The organism is Ralstonia soli, assembly GCF_023955655.1.
Classification (GTDB): Bacteria; Pseudomonadota; Gammaproteobacteria; order Burkholderiales; family Burkholderiaceae; genus Ralstonia; species Ralstonia soli.
This window is the reverse complement of record NZ_JAMXHT010000005.1, coordinates 74,060-90,558: the sequence shown is the minus strand read 5'-3', so window position 1 is coordinate 90,558 and position 16,499 is coordinate 74,060. Positions and strand designations below refer to the sequence as shown.

General features: G+C 66.8%; 19 protein-coding genes and 1 pseudogene. 11 read left to right on the top strand and 9 right to left on the bottom strand.

Going from position 1 to position 16,499, the window contains the following annotated elements; genetic code table 11:
• Positions 1–76 precede the first annotated feature (76 nt).
• On the bottom strand, positions 77–508 hold the full coding sequence (locus tag NG900_RS13625; protein ID WP_252681142.1) for a hypothetical protein: 432 nt from the start codon (positions 506–508) through the stop codon (positions 77–79).
• Between the two features lie 218 nt (positions 509–726).
• On the opposite strand from NG900_RS13625, the gene NG900_RS13620 reads away from it, so the two are divergent.
• On the top strand, positions 727–1,236 hold the full coding sequence (locus tag NG900_RS13620) for a DUF1697 domain-containing protein (RefSeq protein WP_252681140.1): 510 nt from the start codon (positions 727–729) through the stop codon (positions 1,234–1,236).
• Positions 1,237–1,282: 46 nt separating this feature from the next.
• On the opposite strand, the gene NG900_RS13615 is transcribed toward NG900_RS13620, so the two are convergent.
• The gene (locus NG900_RS13615) at positions 1,283–2,152 is read right to left on the bottom strand and encodes a c-type cytochrome (protein WP_252681138.1); all 870 of its coding nucleotides are present in this window, start codon (positions 2,150–2,152) and stop codon (positions 1,283–1,285) included.
• 82 nt (positions 2,153–2,234) lie between these two features.
• Positions 2,235–3,572, bottom strand: a complete 1,338-nt coding sequence (locus NG900_RS13610) for an aminotransferase-like domain-containing protein (protein ID WP_252681136.1) — start codon at positions 3,570–3,572, stop codon at positions 2,235–2,237.
• A gap of 85 nt (positions 3,573–3,657) precedes the next feature.
• On the opposite strand from NG900_RS13610, the gene NG900_RS13605 reads away from it, so the two are divergent.
• Positions 3,658–4,260 (top strand): DJ-1/PfpI family protein, encoded by a 603-nt coding sequence (locus NG900_RS13605; protein ID WP_252682131.1) that lies wholly within the window; start codon positions 3,658–3,660, stop codon positions 4,258–4,260.
• A 74-nt stretch (positions 4,261–4,334) separates the two neighbouring features.
• On the top strand, positions 4,335–4,790 hold the full coding sequence (locus NG900_RS13600; RefSeq protein WP_252681133.1) for a lysozyme inhibitor LprI family protein: 456 nt from the start codon (positions 4,335–4,337) through the stop codon (positions 4,788–4,790).
• 4 nt (positions 4,791–4,794) lie between these two features.
• Here the strand turns inward: NG900_RS13600 and NG900_RS13595 are convergent, their stop codons facing one another.
• Both NG900_RS13595 and NG900_RS13590 read right to left on the bottom strand, forming a co-directional pair.
• Positions 4,795–5,586, bottom strand: coding sequence for a 5'-methylthioadenosine/adenosylhomocysteine nucleosidase (locus NG900_RS13595; protein ID WP_252681130.1), 792 nt, complete (start codon positions 5,584–5,586; stop codon positions 4,795–4,797).
• 61 nt (positions 5,587–5,647) lie between these two features.
• Entirely contained in the window at positions 5,648–6,334 is a 687-nt protein-coding gene (locus tag NG900_RS13590) for a DJ-1/PfpI family protein (RefSeq protein ID WP_252681126.1), read from the bottom strand.
• A 99-nt stretch (positions 6,335–6,433) separates the two neighbouring features.
• On the opposite strand from NG900_RS13590, the gene NG900_RS13585 reads away from it, so the two are divergent.
• The 4 genes from NG900_RS13585 to NG900_RS13570 all read left to right on the top strand — a co-directional run bounded on the left by NG900_RS13585 (position 6,434) and on the right by NG900_RS13570 (position 9,251).
• Complete coding sequence (locus NG900_RS13585) at positions 6,434–7,369, top strand: GlxA family transcriptional regulator (RefSeq protein ID WP_252681123.1); 936 nt, start codon at positions 6,434–6,436, stop codon at positions 7,367–7,369.
• 113 nt (positions 7,370–7,482) lie between these two features.
• Positions 7,483–7,641 carry a hypothetical protein gene (locus NG900_RS13580; protein WP_252681120.1) on the top strand — a complete coding sequence of 53 codons (159 nt, stop codon included), beginning with the start codon at positions 7,483–7,485 and terminating at the stop codon, positions 7,639–7,641.
• A gap of 33 nt (positions 7,642–7,674) precedes the next feature.
• Positions 7,675–8,550, top strand: a complete 876-nt coding sequence (locus NG900_RS13575) for a DUF72 domain-containing protein (RefSeq protein ID WP_252681117.1) — start codon at positions 7,675–7,677, stop codon at positions 8,548–8,550.
• Between the two features lie 122 nt (positions 8,551–8,672).
• The gene (locus NG900_RS13570) at positions 8,673–9,251 is read left to right on the top strand and encodes a hypothetical protein (protein WP_252681115.1); all 579 of its coding nucleotides are present in this window, start codon (positions 8,673–8,675) and stop codon (positions 9,249–9,251) included.
• A 20-nt stretch (positions 9,252–9,271) separates the two neighbouring features.
• Here the strand turns inward: NG900_RS13570 and NG900_RS13565 are convergent, their stop codons facing one another.
• On the bottom strand, positions 9,272–10,576 hold the full coding sequence (locus NG900_RS13565; protein ID WP_252682129.1) for an ATP-binding protein: 1,305 nt from the start codon (positions 10,574–10,576) through the stop codon (positions 9,272–9,274).
• Between the two features lie 20 nt (positions 10,577–10,596).
• Positions 10,597–11,340 (bottom strand): response regulator, encoded by a 744-nt coding sequence (locus NG900_RS13560; RefSeq protein ID WP_252681112.1) that lies wholly within the window; start codon positions 11,338–11,340, stop codon positions 10,597–10,599.
• Positions 11,341–11,540: 200 nt separating this feature from the next.
• Between NG900_RS13560 and NG900_RS13555 the strand changes: the two are divergent.
• The 3 genes and pseudogenes from NG900_RS13555 to NG900_RS13545 all read left to right on the top strand — a co-directional run.
• Positions 11,541–12,338 (top strand): annotated as a pseudogene (locus tag NG900_RS13555) (cytochrome c biogenesis CcdA family protein); the annotation flags it as partial.
• A 230-nt stretch (positions 12,339–12,568) separates the two neighbouring features.
• Entirely contained in the window at positions 12,569–12,985 is a 417-nt protein-coding gene (locus NG900_RS13550) for an organic hydroperoxide resistance protein (protein WP_252681110.1), read from the top strand.
• 74 nt (positions 12,986–13,059) lie between these two features.
• On the top strand, positions 13,060–13,605 hold the full coding sequence (locus NG900_RS13545; RefSeq protein ID WP_252681107.1) for a thioredoxin family protein: 546 nt from the start codon (positions 13,060–13,062) through the stop codon (positions 13,603–13,605).
• A gap of 10 nt (positions 13,606–13,615) precedes the next feature.
• On the opposite strand, the gene NG900_RS13540 is transcribed toward NG900_RS13545, so the two are convergent.
• Positions 13,616–14,428, bottom strand: a complete 813-nt coding sequence (locus NG900_RS13540) for an enoyl-CoA hydratase (protein ID WP_252681103.1) — start codon at positions 14,426–14,428, stop codon at positions 13,616–13,618.
• A 237-nt stretch (positions 14,429–14,665) separates the two neighbouring features.
• On the opposite strand from NG900_RS13540, the gene NG900_RS13535 reads away from it, so the two are divergent.
• Positions 14,666–15,625, top strand: coding sequence for an MASE4 domain-containing protein (locus tag NG900_RS13535; protein ID WP_252681101.1), 960 nt, complete (start codon positions 14,666–14,668; stop codon positions 15,623–15,625).
• A 598-nt stretch (positions 15,626–16,223) separates the two neighbouring features.
• Here NG900_RS13535 and NG900_RS13530 read toward each other — a convergent pair.
• Positions 16,224–16,442 carry a hypothetical protein gene (locus tag NG900_RS13530; protein WP_252681099.1) on the bottom strand — a complete coding sequence of 73 codons (219 nt, stop codon included), beginning with the start codon at positions 16,440–16,442 and terminating at the stop codon, positions 16,224–16,226.
• Positions 16,443–16,499: the final 57 nt, after the last annotated feature.

Below are 16,499 nucleotides of genomic sequence, written 5' to 3'. Positions count from 1 at the left end.
CAGCGCGTCGCTATCGCCCGAAGGAAAGCAAGAAAACGGCCGGAGCACTCAAAGGCAAGCGCCCCGGCGTGTCACATCAGTGGTGGTGGTGATGCTTGCGATGGCCGCGGCCACGGCCATGGTCGTCGCGGTCGGAGTACGAATTGCGTTGCACGTTGCCCCCCAGCGCCGCGCCAGCGCCGCCGCCCAGGCCCGCGCCCACGATGCCGCCCGTGCGGCCGCCCATGGCGTTGCCCGCCGCAGCGCCCACGCCGCCACCCAGCGCACCGCCAACGATGGCGCCCTTGCGCTCGCGGCCGTTGGCCGTCAAGGCGCCGCCGGCACCGCCGCCAATCGCCCCGCCGATGACCGAACCGGTCTGCCCGCCAAGCGCGCCACCCACTGCTGCACCGCCGGCACCACCCAGCGCGCCGCCAAGGGCGTTGGACAGGTCATCCGCAGCCGCCGGGAGGGCGGTCAGGCCAGCGAGTGTCGCCACAATCAGAGCGGGTGCAATCTTTTTCAGCATGGTGTTCTCCTTATTGCGCAAATGCGGGATGCAGCACTTGAAACGAGTCAGCCGCATCCTGAATGAATGAGTTCGCGGCGCAGAATACAAGCCGAACCCCGGGTCGGGTTAAACACACTCGTCAATCTCGTAACAGAATGTTGCCAAACCACACATTGCGGACACGTCGCTTGGTGCGCGTAAGCCGTTGATCAGACAGATCCAGAACAGGAGAACCCATGCCCAGCTACATCGCCTTCCTGCGCGCCGTGAACGTCGGCGGTACCGGCAAGCTGCCCATGGCCGAGTTGCGCGCGATGTGCGAGTCGATCGGCCTCACCCACGTGCGCACGTACATTGCGAGTGGCAACGTGGTGTTTCAGAGCCGGCTGTCGGAAGCGTCGGTCAAGGCGAAGCTGGAACGCTGCCTGGAGGATTACGCCGGCAAGCCCGTGGGCGTGGCGGTACGCACGGGCGCGGAGCTGGCGGCGGTGCTGGAGGCCAACCCGTTCAAGACGGCGGCACCCAACCGGACCGTCGCCATCTTTCTCGATGCGCCGCCGCCCGCCGATGCGCTGGACGCCGCCACGGGCCGCAAGGTCGAAGAGATGGCCCTCGGCACCCGCGAGATCTACGTGCACTACGGCGACGGGATGGCCGATTCCAAGCTGAAGATCCCCGCCGCCAAGACGGGGACGGCGCGGAACATGAACACCATCGCCACGCTGGTCGCGTGGGCGATGGAATAGCGCGAGGGCGTCAGCGCAGCCCGCGCAGGCAGGCATCCTGCCGCCATCAATGCGCCGACTTGCGCTGCGCCATGTGGTGGAAGTACGCCAGCAGGTCGTTGAGCTGCGCGTCGGACAAGGTCTTCTCGTCAATGGCCGACATGCGCGCGTTGGGCCACCAGCGCAGCGACTGCGGATTGCGGATCAGGCGGCGCAGCTTGTCGTCGCCCAGGTATTCCACCGGGCTGTAGGGCACGTTCAGATCGGGGCCCAGGTTGGCGTCGCCCTCACGGTTGAGCGTGTGGCACGAAAAGCAGACGCGCTGGAACGTGGCGAAGCCGCGCATGACAGGGCCGTCCTTGGGAAGGCCGGCAGCGGGCCGGATGGATGTGAAGCGCTCGCCGGGCAGCGCGGCAATATCGATGCGCACGATGCTGTAGGTCCACAGGCTCTCGTTCACGATAGCCGCCTTGGCCGGCGGTGCCGTCCAGATCAGCCGGAACGGGCCGATATCCTGGCCCTTCAGTGTCGGCCAAGGTGCGGCGGGGTCTTCCACGGCCAGCCACGCGCGGGGGCCATCGGCGCGGTCGCCCAGCAGCAGGCGCATCGGCAGGTGCGACACGTAGCCGTCGCTGGCTGCGGTGGTGGCGCTGGCATCTGGGCTGACGGTCTGCCCACGGAACAGCTCCGTCACGGGGATCGCCTTGAAAGTCAGGCGGCGCTTCAGGTTCTGGTCCTCCACGGTGACGTTGGTCAGGTGCGGATCATGCAGCAGCGCATCGCGCGACAAGGTGCGGTGCTGTGTGCCGATGTTGACGGTCAGCGTGGTGCCCTCGGCGGCATTGGATGGGGCGGGGGCATCGGCAGCATGGGCGGCGCCCAACGTTGCGCATGCGCAGAGCATCCACCCTGCCATCGTCGCGAGCCAGTTCTTCATGGGGTCTCCTGTGTAGGCAATTCCGGTCATTCCGTTGCGACGAGAGTGTAGGCAAGCGCACGCCGTTTGGCATGGGTTTTCGTCATCGATCCACCTCCGCCTCGATGCGCTGCCGCACGACCTGCAAGGCGGCATCGAGCCGATCGGGCGCGACGGAACCGAGGGCCAGCCGCAGCGCATGCGGCACCTGCTTCGACGTCGCGAACGGCTCGGCGGTGGAGACGGAGATGCCGTCCTCCTGCAGCGCGGCGGCCACACGGTCGGCACGCACCTCCGGCGGCAGCGCCAGCCAGACGAAGTACGACGCCGGATGCGCGGCCAGCGTCAGCCCCGCCAGTGCCTTGCGCGCGATGGCCTGGCGCGCGGCAGCATCGCGGCGCTTCTCGGCTTCCAAGCGGTCGACCGTGCCGTCGTCCAGCCATGTGCACGCCAGGCTGGTGACGATGGCCGGCGTGTTCCACGTTGTGGCGCGGATGGCGCGTTCCAGTTGCGGCACCCACGCTGCGGGCGCGGCCACGAAGCCAAAGCGCAAGCCGGTGGCGACGCTCTTCGAAAGACCGGACACATAGACGGTAGCTTCCGGCACCAGCGCAGCGAGCGGCGCCGGTGGGCGATCTTCGAGAAAGGCGTAGGCCGCATCCTCGATGGCGATCAGGCCCTGCCGGCGCAAGATGGCCGCCAGCCTGCGCCGCCAGCCGATGCCGCTCACCCAGCCGAGCGGGTTGTGCAGCGTGGGCATGACGTAGATGGCGCGCACGCGGCGGCGCGCGCAGAGCCGCTCCAGCGCATCGAGATCCAGACCCTGCCCTGCGGCGGGCAACGGTGCCAGTTGCAGATGCAGCATCTCGGCCACCACCTTGAAGCCGGGATACGTCAACGCATCGACGGCCACCACGTCGCCGGGCTGGAGCAGCGCCATGGCCGCCACGGCCAGCCCGTGCTGCGCGCCATCCACCACGAGCACGTTGTCTGGAGCGACCGTCAGACCGCGCCGCGCAAGATGCCGTGCCACGCAAGCGCGTTCATGCGCGCGGCCACCGTGCGGTGCATAGCGCAGCAGCGCGTCCAGATCGCCGCCCCCCGCGAGCTTGCGCAGCGCGCGGCTCAACAGCCGGGCCTGTCCGGGCAGCGACGGATAGTTGAAGTTCAGATCCACCACACCGGCGGCCACGGCCAGCTGGTCGATACCGAGACCGCGCGGCAGCGTGTTCTCGCGCACGAAGGTGCCGCGCCCGACTTCGCCGCTCACCAGGCCCATCGCTTCGAGTTCGGCGTACACGCGCGTGGCCGTCACCAGAGCCACGCCGTGGCGCTGCGCGAGCTGCCGGTGCGTGGGCAGGCGTGTGCCGGGCGGCAGGCGGCCGGTGCGGATCTGCGCCGCCAGTTCATCAACAAGCGGCTGGTAGCGGGCTTGGGTCATGTCTCGATGTACTAAGGACAATTTTTTGATTGTATTGCCCATGCACCCTAGCATGCCATCACCCTCAACGCTGCCCGCCCATGCCATGCACATCGCCATCCTCACCTTTGAAGGGTTCAACGAGCTGGATTCGCTCATCGCCCTGGGCGTGCTCAACCGCATCAAGAAGCCCGGCTGGCGCGTGAGCCTGTGCTGCCCGCAGCCGGAAGTCACCTCGATGAACGGCGTGACCGTGCATGCGCAATCGATGCTGGAAGAGGCGCGTACGGCCGATGCCGTGCTCGTCGGCAGCGGCGTGCGCACGCGCGAGGTGGTGGCCGATCCTGCACTGATGGCGCGGCTCGCGCTCGACCCGTCACGCCAGTTGATCGGAGCGCAGTGCTCGGGCACGTTGGTGCTGGCCAAGCTCGGATTGCTCGGCAGCGTGCCGGCCTGCACCGACCTGACCACCAAGCCCTGGGTGCAGGAAGCCGGCGTGGAGGTGCTCAACCAGCCGTTCTACGCCAGCGGCAATGTGGCGACGGCGGGCGGGTGCTTTGCATCGCCGTACCTGGCGGCATGGGTGATTGCGCGCACGGAGGGCATGGAAGCCGCCGCCGAGGCACTGCACTACGTCGCGCCCGTCGGCGAAAAAGACGCGTATGTGGAAAACGCCCTGCGCAACCTGCGGCCTCACCTGCCTGGCTGATCGCAGTGGCATGGGCGAGCCGATAGACTGGATGGCCCTTCAAACATCGCAGACCCGCGATCAGGAGTCACATCTTGAACACGCTGACGACATTGAAGACGCTCGCCCTCCCCATTGCGCTCGCGCTGGCAGCCCACGGCAGCAACGCGTTTTCGGCCGAAAGCCTGGCCAACGGCGTCAAGCGCCGCGCGCCGCAGGGCATCACGACGCGCCTCTATGCCTGCGTCGATAAAGCGGGAGACAACCCCGACGCCATCGGTACATGTCTCTCCGCAGAAAAGACCGCGCAGGATGAGCGCCTGAACACGACGTACAAGACGCTGCTCGGCAAACTCATCGGCCAAGCGAAAGATGCACTGGTGAGTTCGGAGCAGGCGTGGCAGGACTTCCACACCAAGACGGCCGCGCTTGAAGCGAGCATCTACGGCAAAAGCAAACGGGACGATCTGCAGCGCCTGGAAAACGAGATCTTCCGCCTGAGCGAACGCGCCAACGCGCTCGACAAATACCTGGCCGAGCGGGGTCAGTAGCGGTTCAAATGCCGTTGGCTATCGACAGCCAGGTGCGCAGGATGGCCACGCTGTAGCGTGAATCCACCTGCGCGATGAACTGGGCGAAATCCACGCTGGCCGCGTCATCGGCCCGGTCGGAAATTGTGCGGATGGCCGCAAACGGAACGCCCCACTCGTGGCACACCTGCGCCACGGCAGCGCCTTCCATCTCCACCGCCAGCGCATCGGGCAACGCCGTGCGCAGCACCGCGCTTTCGGCCGACGTGCAGACAAAGCGGTCGCCACTGACGATCAACCCGCGATGCACCTGCGGCGCGGTGATCCCGAACGCCTGCATGACGTCCGGCCCGAGCAGCGCCTGCGGGTCTGCAAGCACCGTACTGGCGCTTTCCTGCAGCCCGTCGGCCAATGCGGCATCGGCGGGAAAGCGCGCCATGCCGGTCAGCGGAATTTCCCAGCGCGGGAACAGCGGCGAGGCGTCAACGTCGTGCTGCAGCAGGTCGGTCGACACCACCACATCGCCCACCGCCACGCCGGGCGCCAGCGCACCGGCCACGCCGGCAAACACCACCGCGCGCACGTTGAACTGCGTGATCAGCACCGCCGTGGTGGACGCCGCCGCCACTTTGCCGACGCGCGACAGCACCACCACCACGGCGCGGCCATCCAGGTGGCCGGTCCAGAAATCCCGGCTGCCGACGTGCACGCACTTTGCATCGGACAGCAGCGTCAGCAGCTCGTTGATCTCTTGATGCAGGGCGGCAACGATGCCGATCGGGCCACGGGTATTGGGTACGGAAGACGATGCGGTCATGCGGGATGCGGCAACGATGTCGAAAGGCGCCATTGTCGCCGCAATCGGGTGCGGCCTGGGCTTACAGCCGCTGCGCGGCCCGCTGCACCGCGTCGTGGCGATCGGCGCGCAGACGGTCCAGACGCGATGTCACTGCCTCCAGGATCTGCGGTGCGGCGCGCTCGGGCCGGCCGCAATCGAACGGCGGCGCGGGGGCGTATTCGATGCCGAGCTGTACTGCCTGCGCATGCTCCGTGCCAGCAATGTCCGCCATGACGGTGAGCGCCATGTCGATGCCGGCCGTCACGCCACCGCCGGTGATGAGGTTGCCGTCGCGCACCACGCGGGTTTCGTCCACGGTGGCGCCGAATGCCGGCAGCAGATTGCGCCAGGCCCAGTGGCACGCGGCGCGCTTGCCGCGCAGCAACCCCGCCGCGCCGAGCACCAGCGAGCCGCTGCACACCGAGGTGACATAGCGCGCGCCATCCGCCAGGCGCCGGACTTCGCGCACGAACTCCGCATCCTCCATGGCTTCGATCACGCCAAAGCCGCCGGGCACGCAGATGAGATCGGCATGCGCAATGTCCGCCAGCCGCTGCACGTTCGAAATGGTGAGGCCGCCATCGGCGTGGATCTCACCGCCGCCCACCGAGGCAACCACACATTGCGCACCGGGCAGCCGCCAGAACACCTCGTGCGGCCCGGTGAAATCCAGTTGGGTGACGCGGTTGTACAGCGCAAAGACAACGATGAAGGGGGAAGTCGTCATGGTGCGGGTCTCCTGAAAGTCATGGGTGATGGGTTGACGCTTCACAGCATCGCGCTCTATGGTGTTGGCAGCAATGTCGTGTCACCCACCTTTTCTGCCATGGCCCATCGCATCGCCGTACTGATCTTTTCGGACTTCCAGGTGCTCGACGCTGCCGGGCCTGCAGCAGCGTTTGAAGTCGCCAGCCGGTACCGCGACGACCACTACACGTTGCACACCGTGGCCGCGCAGCCCGGCCTCGTGCGCAGTTCGTCGGGCGCGCGCTGGGACGCCGAAGCCCTGCCCCCGGCAAGCCGGATCGACACGTTGCTCATTGCCGGCGGCGACGGCGTGGACGCCGCCATGGCCGACGCACGCACGCGCCGCTTCGTGCAGCGCTGCGCGGCCCGCGGCGCGCGCGTGGCCAGCGTGTGCTCGGGCAGCCTGCTGCTGGCCGCCACCGGTTTGCTGGACGGCCGCCGTGCCACCACGCACTGGAGCCGCAGCGACCAGTTCGCGCGCGTGTTTCCGCAGGTGCAGCTCGAACCCGACCACATCTACGTCAACGATGGCGGTATCTGGACCAGCGCCGGCATCAGCGCCGGCATCGACCTCGCACTGGCCTTGATTGCCGACGACCTGGGCGAACGCGTGGCACGCGCGGTGGCACGGCAGCTCGTCGTGTACTACCGGCGGCCTGGCGGGCAATCGCAGTTTTCAGCGCTGAATGAGATGGACTCGGCACGCGGCCGCTTCAAGCCGCTGCTCGACCATGTGCGCCGCAACCTCAGCGCACCCCACCGTGTGGACGACCTGGCCGAGCACGCCTGCATGAGCCCGCGCCACTTCGCGCGCGCCTTCCAGGCGGAAACGGGCCTCACCCCCGCCAAGGCGGTGGAAAAACTGCGTGTGGAAGCCGCCCGTGCCGCGCTGGAGAGTGGCGCCACGTCCATGCAGCGCGTGGCCACCGAGTGCGGCTTTGGCGACACCGAACGCATGCGGCGCAGCTTTCAGCGTCTGCTGGGTGTGCCGCCCTCCACCTTGCGCGCCCGGTAGCGCCATTTTCACCCCCGCGTCATTCCGCCATTTGTCTTCCTCAGGCCCGAAGTTTGCGTCCGCGCATTGGCCCTGACCGGGCACCACCAAAACGGGGAACAACAGGAGGACGCATGAACATTCGGGAAATGCTCGCCATTGTGGGCGTCACACTGGCGGTCATCACCGCCTATTCGCTCGCCCGCGACCTGACCGACGAACCGATGGGCCTGAGGGCGCCGCAAACGGGCACGGTGCAGGTGCATGCGCAGGTCAACGTACCGCATGAGTAGCACGCATGGCGCACCGGTCCACAGTGCGGTGCCATGACGGTACGCATCGGCATCTCTGGCTGGCGCTATGCAGGCTGGCGCGGCGTGTTCTATCCCGAGGATCTCGCGCAGCGCCGCGAGCTGGAATACGCATCGCATCAGTTCAGCACGATCGAAATCAACGGCTCTCACTACGCGCTGCAATCCATCACGAGCTGGCGAAGCTGGTATGACACCGTGCCGGACGACTTCGTCTTCGCCGTCAAGGGGCCGCGCTATCTCACGCACATGCTGCGCTTTCGTGATGAGACTGCGGTGCCCGCGCTGGCCAACTTCTTCGCTTCCGGGGTGCTCGCGTTGCGGCGCAAGCTCGGGCCCTTCCTGTGGCAGTTTCCACCCAACTACCGGTTCGATGCGCAGCGGTTTGACCGTTTCCTGTCGCTGCTGCCGCGCGATACCGCCGCCGCGCGCGCATTGGCCGGCCAGCACGATGCGCGCGTCAAGGCGCCGTGGTTTGCCACGCGCGAGCAACGGACGCTGCGCCATGCCGTGGAAGTCCGGCACGAGAGCTTTCTCACACCGGAGTTCACCGCACTGCTGCGCCGGCACCGCGCCGCGCTCGTCGTCTCGCACGCGGTGGCCGACTGGCCTTACTTTGAAGACGTGACGAGCGACTTCGTCTATCTGCGCCTGCACGGCGCCGATGCGCTCTACAGCGGCGCGTACTCCGATGCCGCGCTGGACCGCTGGGCCAACCGCATCCGCCAATGGGCCAGCGGCGGCGAACCGGCCGATGCACAACGCGTTGGCCCAGCCGCCGCGCGCCGGCGCAGCGGTCGGGACGTTTACTGCTATTTCGATAACGACAAGAAGGTCGAAGCGCCTTCCGATGCGCGGCGGTTGCTCGCACGGCTGAGCGCGCCACAATGAGCGGGTGGGGGACTTCTCTTCCGCGACGGCGATCACACAATGCACAACGCACTGCATGTGGTGAATCGATCGACGCACACCTACAATCCGTGCTTGCTGCCGCCCAGCCATTGAGTCACACCATGAAACGCACCCGCACCCTGCTTGCCATCAGCGCCATCGTCCTGATTGGGCTGCCCGCCGCCGCGCTGGCGTTCGTGAAACCGCTGCGGGTGGTAGCGCCCTCGCTCATGCCGGGCATTGTCTGCGCGCAGCCAAACATCTGCATCGACGACGCGTCCGCCTTGGGTACAGCCGAGCAGCTCTATCAAACGGGTTACGCCAAGGCCGAGAGCGCCGTCGGCCCGTTCCGGCAGGCGCCGCGCATGGTCTTCTGCACAACGGCACGCTGCGCAGACAGCTTCGGCATCGGGGGGCGCGCGGCGGAGGCTGTGGGCAATTTCGGCACGGTCGTCGCGCCTCGCGGGTGGACGCCGTTCTACGTGGCACACGAGTTGATCCACCACCGGCAGGCAGAGGAGCTTGGCAACCTTGCCGTCGCCACCAAACCCAGGTGGCTGATTGAAGGGATGGCCTATGCGCTGAGCGATGACCCGAGGCGCCTGAGCGAACCCTTCCAACAGTGGCGAACCCGCTTCGACACCTGGCACGCGGCGCTGGGCGCCGGCGACCTCTGGGAGGCTGCCAAAGCAGTGCGCTGAGGCACCCATCACCCGCCCGTTTAACCCAGCCTGACCTCCGCCACCAGCCCGCCGCCCTCGCGGTTGCGCAGTGTGAGCACACCGCCCGCGGCAGCGGCCAGTTGCTGCGCAATCGCCAGCCCTAGCCCGGTGCCGCCCGTCTCTCGGCTGCGTGAATTTTCCAGCCGCACGAACGGCTGCAGCACTGCATCAAGCTTGTCTTCCGGAATGCCGGGCCCCCGATCGCGCACCTCGATTACCACAGCGTCGCCATCTCGGCGCACACACAACTCGGCCGCACCGCCAAACTTGATGGCGTTGTCGGTCAGGTTGCTCAGCACACGGCGCAGCGCATGCGGGCGCGTGACGATGGCACCCGTGGCGTTCAGCTCCAGCGTGACGGGCTTGCCGGTGTCCTGGTAGTCATATGCCAGGCTCTCGACAAACGACCCGACGTCGATGCGCGAAGGCTTCTCACCCTCGCTGTGGTGAGCGGTACGCGCATACGCCAGTCCTTCCTTCACAAGCGTTTCGATCTCCGCCAGGTCGCTCACCAGCTTGCGCTTCTCTTCGGAGTCTTCGGCCATCTCGGCGCGCAGCTTCATGCGCGTAATGGGCGTCTGCAGATCATGCGAGATGGCCGCCAGGATCTGGACACGCTCTTCGACAAAGCGGGCAATGCGCTGGCGCATGGCGTTGAATGCGTGTGCGGCGCGTGCCAGTTCGGTGGGGCCGGTCTCGTCCAGCGGCGGGGTCTGTGCGTTGGGGTTGAGCGCGTCGGCGGCATCGGCCAGTGCCACCAGCGGGCGGATCGACAGCCGCACCGCAAACCAGCAGCACACGATCAGCAGCAGCAACTGCACCACCAGCACATACGGCAACCACTGCGCGATGGGCGTCATGCGCGGATGCACGTCGATGGTGAGCGTGCTGCCGTCGCTCAGTGTCAGATGCGCCTGCAGTTGCTTGCCGTCACCGGGAATCGACTCCACCGTCACGGGAAAGCGCCCGCCGCTGGCCTCGCTGATGCGCGCGGCGATGTCCTTGCCACGCTGCGTCATCTCCGGCACGCCGGGTGAACCGGGCCCCAGGATGTACTGATAGTTGCCACGGTTCAGGCGCGGCAGCCACTGCGGGCGTTCTTCTGCGGGCAGGCGGTCGAGGATGGCAATGGCCGTGGAAACATCGGTCTCCAGCGTGCCGAGCATGACCTCGCGCGCGCTCATGTAGCGCTCGGAAAACAGCACGGCAAACGACAGCGCATACGCCACCACCAGCCCCGCCAGCAGGATCACGAACAAGCGCGAGCCCAGCGTGCGCGGCCACGCCCAGGCACGCAGGCTCATGGGCGTGCTCGTTGGCGTGCTCATTGGCGCGCCTCCTTGATCTCCACCGGCTTGGCAAAGACATACCCTTCGCTGCGCACTGTCTTGATGTAGGCCGGATCGCGTGCATCGTCATTCAACCGTTGGCGCAGGCGGCTGACCAGCAGGTCGACGGATCGCTCGAACATCTCCGCCTCGCGGCCCTGCGTGAGGTTGAGCAGTTGATCCCGGTTGAACACGCGCATCGGGTGGTCCACAAACACGCGCAGCAGGCGGTATTCCGCACCGCTCAGGGCAACGATAGTCCCCTCCGCATCGACGAGGTGCCGCGCGGTGGTGTCGAGCTGCCAGTCGCCAAAGGCCAGCATCTGCCCCGCTTCGGAGATCTGCAGATTGGGCGGCAACATGCGCGTGCGGCGCAGCACAGCCTTGATGCGGGCAAGCAGCTCGCGCGCGGCAAACGGCTTGGCCAGGTAATCGTCGGCGCCCATTTCCAGGCCGATGATGCGGTCGGTCTCGTCGTCGCGTGCGGTGAGCATCAGCACGGGCGTGGCCTTGTGCTTGCCTGCGCGCAGTTCGCGGCACAGCACCAGGCCGTCGTCGCCGGGCAGCATCAGGTCGAGCACGATCAGGTCGACGGTGTTGGCCTCCAGGAACGCCCGCATGTGCCGCCCATCGGGCGAGGCCGTCACACGCAGGCCATTCTTGGTGAGATAGGTCGAAACTAGTTCGCGGATCTCGCGGTCATCATCGACGATCAGGATGTGGTCGACGTGGGCGTCCATTGGGTGACCTCGGTACGATGGAAAGTAGGCGCCATTTTGCGCCTGCCCGAGTGACGGTGCGAGCCCATGTTGTATCGCAATGCATCCGGCGGGCGCGTTTGTACAGTGCGATACAAAATCGCCCCCACGCCGATACATGGCCGCTACGCACGCCGCGTTTGATTGACGCCATCCCAATCCCTCGTTGAGGAATGTCGATCATGAGCCTGCTGATACTCGCCTACCTGGGCGGCGCGCTGACCATCCTGAGCCCGTGCATCCTGCCCGTTTTGCCATTTGTGCTGAGCCGCACAGGGCAACCGTTCCTGCGCGGCAAGCTGCCGATGCTCGCGGGCATGGCGCTCACCTTTGCCGGCTTTGCGACACTGCTCTCAGCCGGTGGCGCGTGGGCAGTGCGCGCCAATGAAGTGGGCCGGTTTGCGGCGCTCGCGCTGCTGGCGGTATTCGGGCTGTCACTGCTGTGGCCCAAGCTGGCCGACCTGATGGCGCGGCCCGCAGTCGCACTCGGCAACCGGCTGGCCGGGCGAGGCTCTGAAGGGGATACGTCGGCAGAACCTTCTGTGGCGGGTTCGCTGCTGCTGGGCGTGGCCACGGGGATGCTGTGGGCGCCGTGTGCGGGCCCGATCCTGGGCCTGGTGCTGACGGGCGTGGCGCTCAAGGGTGCCAGCGTGTCGAGCGCGCTGGCGCTGGCGGCCTATGCGGCAGGCGCGGCCACGTCGCTGGCAGCAGCGCTTGGCCTGGGCGGCCGCGTGCTCTCGGCCATGAAGCGCTCCATGGGCATTGGTGAATGGGTGCGCCGCGTCATGGGCGCGAGCGTGCTGGGCGGCGTAGCCCTCATCGGGCTCGGCGCCGATACCGGCCTGCTGGCGCGCCTGTCTTCCGGCGGCACAACGCAGTTGGAGCAGGTGCTGGTCAACGGGCTGGGTGTGAACCGGTCCGCACCCGCGCCGGCTGCGCAGGGCACCTCCCAGTCAATCGCCAATCCGGCGCCGGGCGCATCGTCGTGAAGGGCACCTGCCAAGCGCCCGGCCTTTTTGTACGCGTTTGTATCCAGCCACGATACAGATACACGCCCAGACAGAAAGGCGCTTCCACGCTACTTCCGCGATACGTCGGCCTTCTTTAATACGTCTCGTGGCCCCGGCAAGCAGCCAACCCAAGCAGGCGGCAAAACCACCGGGACGCGAACCCCAACCCCTTTCCACGGATCCAAAAAAGGAGCATCACCATGACCCGCATCGACAACGTGCTGTACACCGCCAAGGTCAACGTTACCGGCGGCCGCGATGGCCAGGCCCACAGCGACGACGATCGCCTGAACCTGAAGCTCTCGCCTCCGGGCAGCAGTGGCCACGGCACCAACCCCGAGCAACTGTTTGCCGCAGGCTGGTCCGCCTGCTTCATCGGCGCGATGGGCCGTGCGGCCAGCCAGATGAAGATCAAGCTGCCGGCAGACGTGTCGCTCGACACCGAAGTCGACCTGGGCACCACCGGCGACGCGTTCTTCCTGCAGGCCCGACTGAACGTAAGCCTGCCCGGCCTGGACCGCGACGTGGCGCAAGCCGTGATGGAAGCCGCGCACCAGCTCTGCCCGTACTCCAAGGCCACGCGCGGCAACATCCACGTCGAGCTGAACCTGGTCTGATGCACTGCGCCCGCCGGGCATGGCCAGGCGGGCATGGCAGTCGAACACCGTCAACCTTTTACGGATTCCACATCATGCGCACGCTCCTCCGCGCCGCCCTTGCGGCCCTCGCCATCGGCGCCGTCTACTTTGTCGGGACTGGCGCGCCCGCCTTCAGCCAGACCGCCGCCACCGGTGCGGCCGCGCCAGAGTTCACGGGCATCAACCAGTGGTTGAACTCGCCGCCGCTGGCCATGAAAGACCTGCGCGGCAAGGTCGTGCTGGTGGATTTCTGGACGTACTCCTGCATCAACTGCCTCAACACACTGCCCCACGTGAAGCAGTGGTACGACAAGTACAAGGATCAGGGACTGGTCGTGGTGGGCGTGCACACGCCCGAATACGCGTTCGAGAAATCAACGCCCAACGTGCAGGCCGCGCTCAAGCGCCTGGACGTGCGCTACCCGGTGGCGCAGGACAACAGCTACGCCACATGGTCTGCGTTCCACAACCAGTTCTGGCCGGCGCTGTATCTGATCGATGCCGATGGCCGCATCGTCTACCAGCACTTCGGCGAAGGGCGCTATGCCGAAACGGAAGCCGCGATCCAGAAACAGCTCGCGGCGCGCAAGCCGCAATAGCCGCCTGCCCTTAGGAGCGCCAGCGGGCGGGGCGCTTCTGCAGGAAGGCGTCGATGCCTTCGCCGGCGTCTTCTTCCATCATGTTGCGGGCCATCACATCGCCCGCGTAGGCGTAGGCCTCACTCAGCGGCATCTGCCGCTGGCGGTAGAACATCGCCTTGCCGTAGCGGATGGCGGTGGGGCTCTTGGAGACGATCTCCGCCACCTTGCGGGCCACCGCGTCGTCCAGCTCGGCACTGGGCACGGCCTCGTTGACGAGGCCCCAGTCGGCGGCCGTGGCCGCATCGATAAAGCGCCCCGTCACCAGCATGTCGAACGCGCGCTTGCAACTCACATTGCGCGACAGCGCCACCGCGGGCGTCGAGCAGAACAGCCCGACATTGATGCCCGACACCGCAAACCGCGCCGCGTCCGAAGCGATGGCCAGGTCGCAACTGCCAACCAGCTGGCAGCCCGCCGCCGTTGCCACCCCATGCACCCGCGCGATGACGGGCACCGGCAGCGCCTGAATGGCCTGCATGACCACACTGCAGCGCGCGAACAGCGCCTGGTAATACGCCAGCTCCGGCGTGCCGCGCATCTCGCGCAGGTCATGTCCGGCGCAGAAGGCCTTGCCCTCGGCGCCGAGCACCACGCAGCGCACGCCGGCATCGCGGGCGATGTCGCTCAGTGCATGATGCAGCGCATCCAGCATCGCTTCAGACAACGCGTTGAACTGCAGCGGCCGGTTCAGCCGCAGCGTGACGACACCGTCGCGATCATCGCGCAGCACCAGCGCATCGGTGTCGGCATCGGTGACGATGGGGGTGGGGTTGGATTCCATGGGTGCGCTCCTTCGGGCGGCCGCTGGGGTGAGCACCAGTCTATCGAATCCCTACACCCATCGGGCGCCGGTGCACCGGCGCGCGCCCCGCCTCACCTCGCCCGACTGGCCGTCGTCAAAAGTTCTACCCCTTCGCCGCGTTGACATCGGGCGGCCCGATGACTATCACGCGTCTATAAGAGGCCGGCTGCCGCGGCAAGCGTAGCCAGGCAACACCATCGCACCACAAGCGAACGCGTGACACCGTCAGCGAAGAAAGGGGGCAACGTGATGTCGGAAACGCTGGGCATGCAGCGGGGCCTGCTGCTGAGTCTCTCCCCCGGGCGCCGGACGTACTGGATGGCGCAGGCCGTCGCCTTGCTCTCGCTCGTGGTGCTGGTGTCCGCCGTACCGTTTGCCAAGGTGCAACTGGCGCAACTTCCGTCGTTCGTGCCGATTTACGAGTCGGCGCTCATCCTCAATGACCTGATCACCGCTGCGCTGCTCTTCGGGCAGTTCGCCATCACGCGTTCGCGCGCCATGCTGGCGCTCGCCAGCGGCTACCTGTTCACGGCCGCCACGGCGGTGGGGCACCTGCTCTCGTTCCCGGGGTTGTTCGCGCGCAGCGGCCTGCTGGGCGCGGGCCCGCAAAGCACGGCCTGGATCTACATGTTCTGGCACGCGGGCTTTCCGCTGTTCGTCATGGCCTATGCCGTGCTGAAAGCGCGGGAAGAACGCGAGCCCGACCGCTTCCCCGCCCACACGCTCACGCGGCAGGCGGCGCTGGGCACCGTGGCCGCCGTGCTGGGTGCCTCCGCCGCCTGCGTGGCGCTGGCCACCGCCGGCGAAGCCCTGCTGCCCACCATCATGGCCGCCAACCGCTACACGCCCATCATGTGGATGGTGGCCGGCGGCACGTGGTGGTTCTGCGTGGTGGCGCTGGTCGTGCTCTGGCGCAGCCGCCCGCACCTTACGCTCGACATCTGGCTGATGGTGGTGCTGTGCGTGTGGATCTGCGACGTGGCGCTCAGCGCCGTGTTCAACGGCGGGCGGTATGACCTCGGCTTCTATGCCGGCCGCCTGTTCGGGCTGATGGGCGCGAGCTTCGTGCTGGTGTCGCTGCTGGTTGAGAACACCGTGCTGCACGCGCGGTTGGAGGCGGCGCGGGCGGAGTTGCGGCGGCTGGCGGCCAGCAATGTGCGGGATCGGGACCGTTGATTGGCGAGCCACCGCGATCCCAACCCGCCCCAAACACGGAAAGCTTCACAGGCCCCGCGCTGCACCACGGCGCACGCCGACCGCTTCTTTGCACGGTGGATGGGCCACAACGCTCGGCGACAAGGGCTTTTTGGCCCGACGCTGGCATTCCGAACGCGACGTCCCGACCTTTTTGCTCGGCGTTTGAGTCCCCGAGCTCGGCGCGCCGAGCTTTTTTCTCCGCAGTCGGACCTTTTTTCTCGGCGTTCCGAGCTTTTTTGTCGGCGCTCCAGGCTTTTTTCCCCGCGCCCCGAGCTCAGAATGCGACCGCTCGCACTTTTTGCTCGGATATATCGAGGCTAAAAGCGCGACGCTTGTGTCTTTGAGCTCGGCGATCGCGTCTCTGGGCTCGACACGCGGGGCTTTTTGCTCGGACGTTGGGTCTTTGAGCTCGGCGTTCCGAGCTTTTTGCTCGGCGAATGGACCTCAGAACTCGGCGGTTGCCTCTTTGCGCTTCACGCTCCAGGCTTTTTGCTCGGCGGTTGGACCCCAAAGCTCGGCGCTCGAACCTTTTTGCTCGGTGAATGGCGCTCTTTGCTCGGCGCGTGGGGTGACGAGCTCAGCCCTGCTGATCCAGCGACCATCCTGGGTCGGGCACGTTCTTCCCTTCGCGATACAGCCAGCTTGCGCCGCACGTGCGGCATGTGAACGTGCTCACCGTGATGGCCGCGGCCTTGGATGGCTTGATGCGCTGTGTGTCGGTGATTCTCAGGAAAGCATGGCCCGACGCACCAAGTCGATGGATTTCAATGGCCAGGCAAGCGCGGCAGAGTGTCATGCCGATTCCTCTTTCGAATGACGTGGGCCCGCCGTAGCGCGCGGGCATGCGTGCGTT

Excerpts from the sequence above, each read along its gene's own strand:
- NG900_RS13625 (WP_252681142.1), bottom strand. The coding sequence starts at position 508 with ATGCTGAAAAAGATTGCACCCGCTCTGATTGTGGCGACACTCGCTGGC.
- NG900_RS13620 (WP_252681140.1), top strand. The coding sequence starts at position 727 with ATGCCCAGCTACATCGCCTTCCTGCGCGCCGTGAACGTCGGCGGTACC.
- NG900_RS13615 (WP_252681138.1), bottom strand. The coding sequence starts at position 2,152 with ATGAAGAACTGGCTCGCGACGATGGCAGGGTGGATGCTCTGCGCATGC.
- NG900_RS13610 (WP_252681136.1), bottom strand. The coding sequence starts at position 3,572 with ATGACCCAAGCCCGCTACCAGCCGCTTGTTGATGAACTGGCGGCGCAG.
- NG900_RS13605 (WP_252682131.1), top strand. The coding sequence starts at position 3,658 with ATGCACATCGCCATCCTCACCTTTGAAGGGTTCAACGAGCTGGATTCG.
- NG900_RS13595 (WP_252681130.1), bottom strand. The coding sequence starts at position 5,586 with ATGACCGCATCGTCTTCCGTACCCAATACCCGTGGCCCGATCGGCATC.
- NG900_RS13590 (WP_252681126.1), bottom strand. The coding sequence starts at position 6,334 with ATGACGACTTCCCCCTTCATCGTTGTCTTTGCGCTGTACAACCGCGTC.
- NG900_RS13585 (WP_252681123.1), top strand. The coding sequence starts at position 6,434 with ATGGCCCATCGCATCGCCGTACTGATCTTTTCGGACTTCCAGGTGCTC.
- NG900_RS13580 (WP_252681120.1), top strand. The coding sequence starts at position 7,483 with ATGAACATTCGGGAAATGCTCGCCATTGTGGGCGTCACACTGGCGGTC.
- NG900_RS13575 (WP_252681117.1), top strand. The coding sequence starts at position 7,675 with ATGACGGTACGCATCGGCATCTCTGGCTGGCGCTATGCAGGCTGGCGC.
- NG900_RS13570 (WP_252681115.1), top strand. The coding sequence starts at position 8,673 with ATGAAACGCACCCGCACCCTGCTTGCCATCAGCGCCATCGTCCTGATT.
- NG900_RS13565 (WP_252682129.1), bottom strand. The coding sequence starts at position 10,576 with ATGAGCCTGCGTGCCTGGGCGTGGCCGCGCACGCTGGGCTCGCGCTTG.
- NG900_RS13560 (WP_252681112.1), bottom strand. The coding sequence starts at position 11,340 with ATGGACGCCCACGTCGACCACATCCTGATCGTCGATGATGACCGCGAG.
- NG900_RS13550 (WP_252681110.1), top strand. The coding sequence starts at position 12,569 with ATGACCCGCATCGACAACGTGCTGTACACCGCCAAGGTCAACGTTACC.
- NG900_RS13545 (WP_252681107.1), top strand. The coding sequence starts at position 13,060 with ATGCGCACGCTCCTCCGCGCCGCCCTTGCGGCCCTCGCCATCGGCGCC.
- NG900_RS13540 (WP_252681103.1), bottom strand. The coding sequence starts at position 14,428 with ATGGAATCCAACCCCACCCCCATCGTCACCGATGCCGACACCGATGCG.
- NG900_RS13530 (WP_252681099.1), bottom strand. The coding sequence starts at position 16,442 with ATGACACTCTGCCGCGCTTGCCTGGCCATTGAAATCCATCGACTTGGT.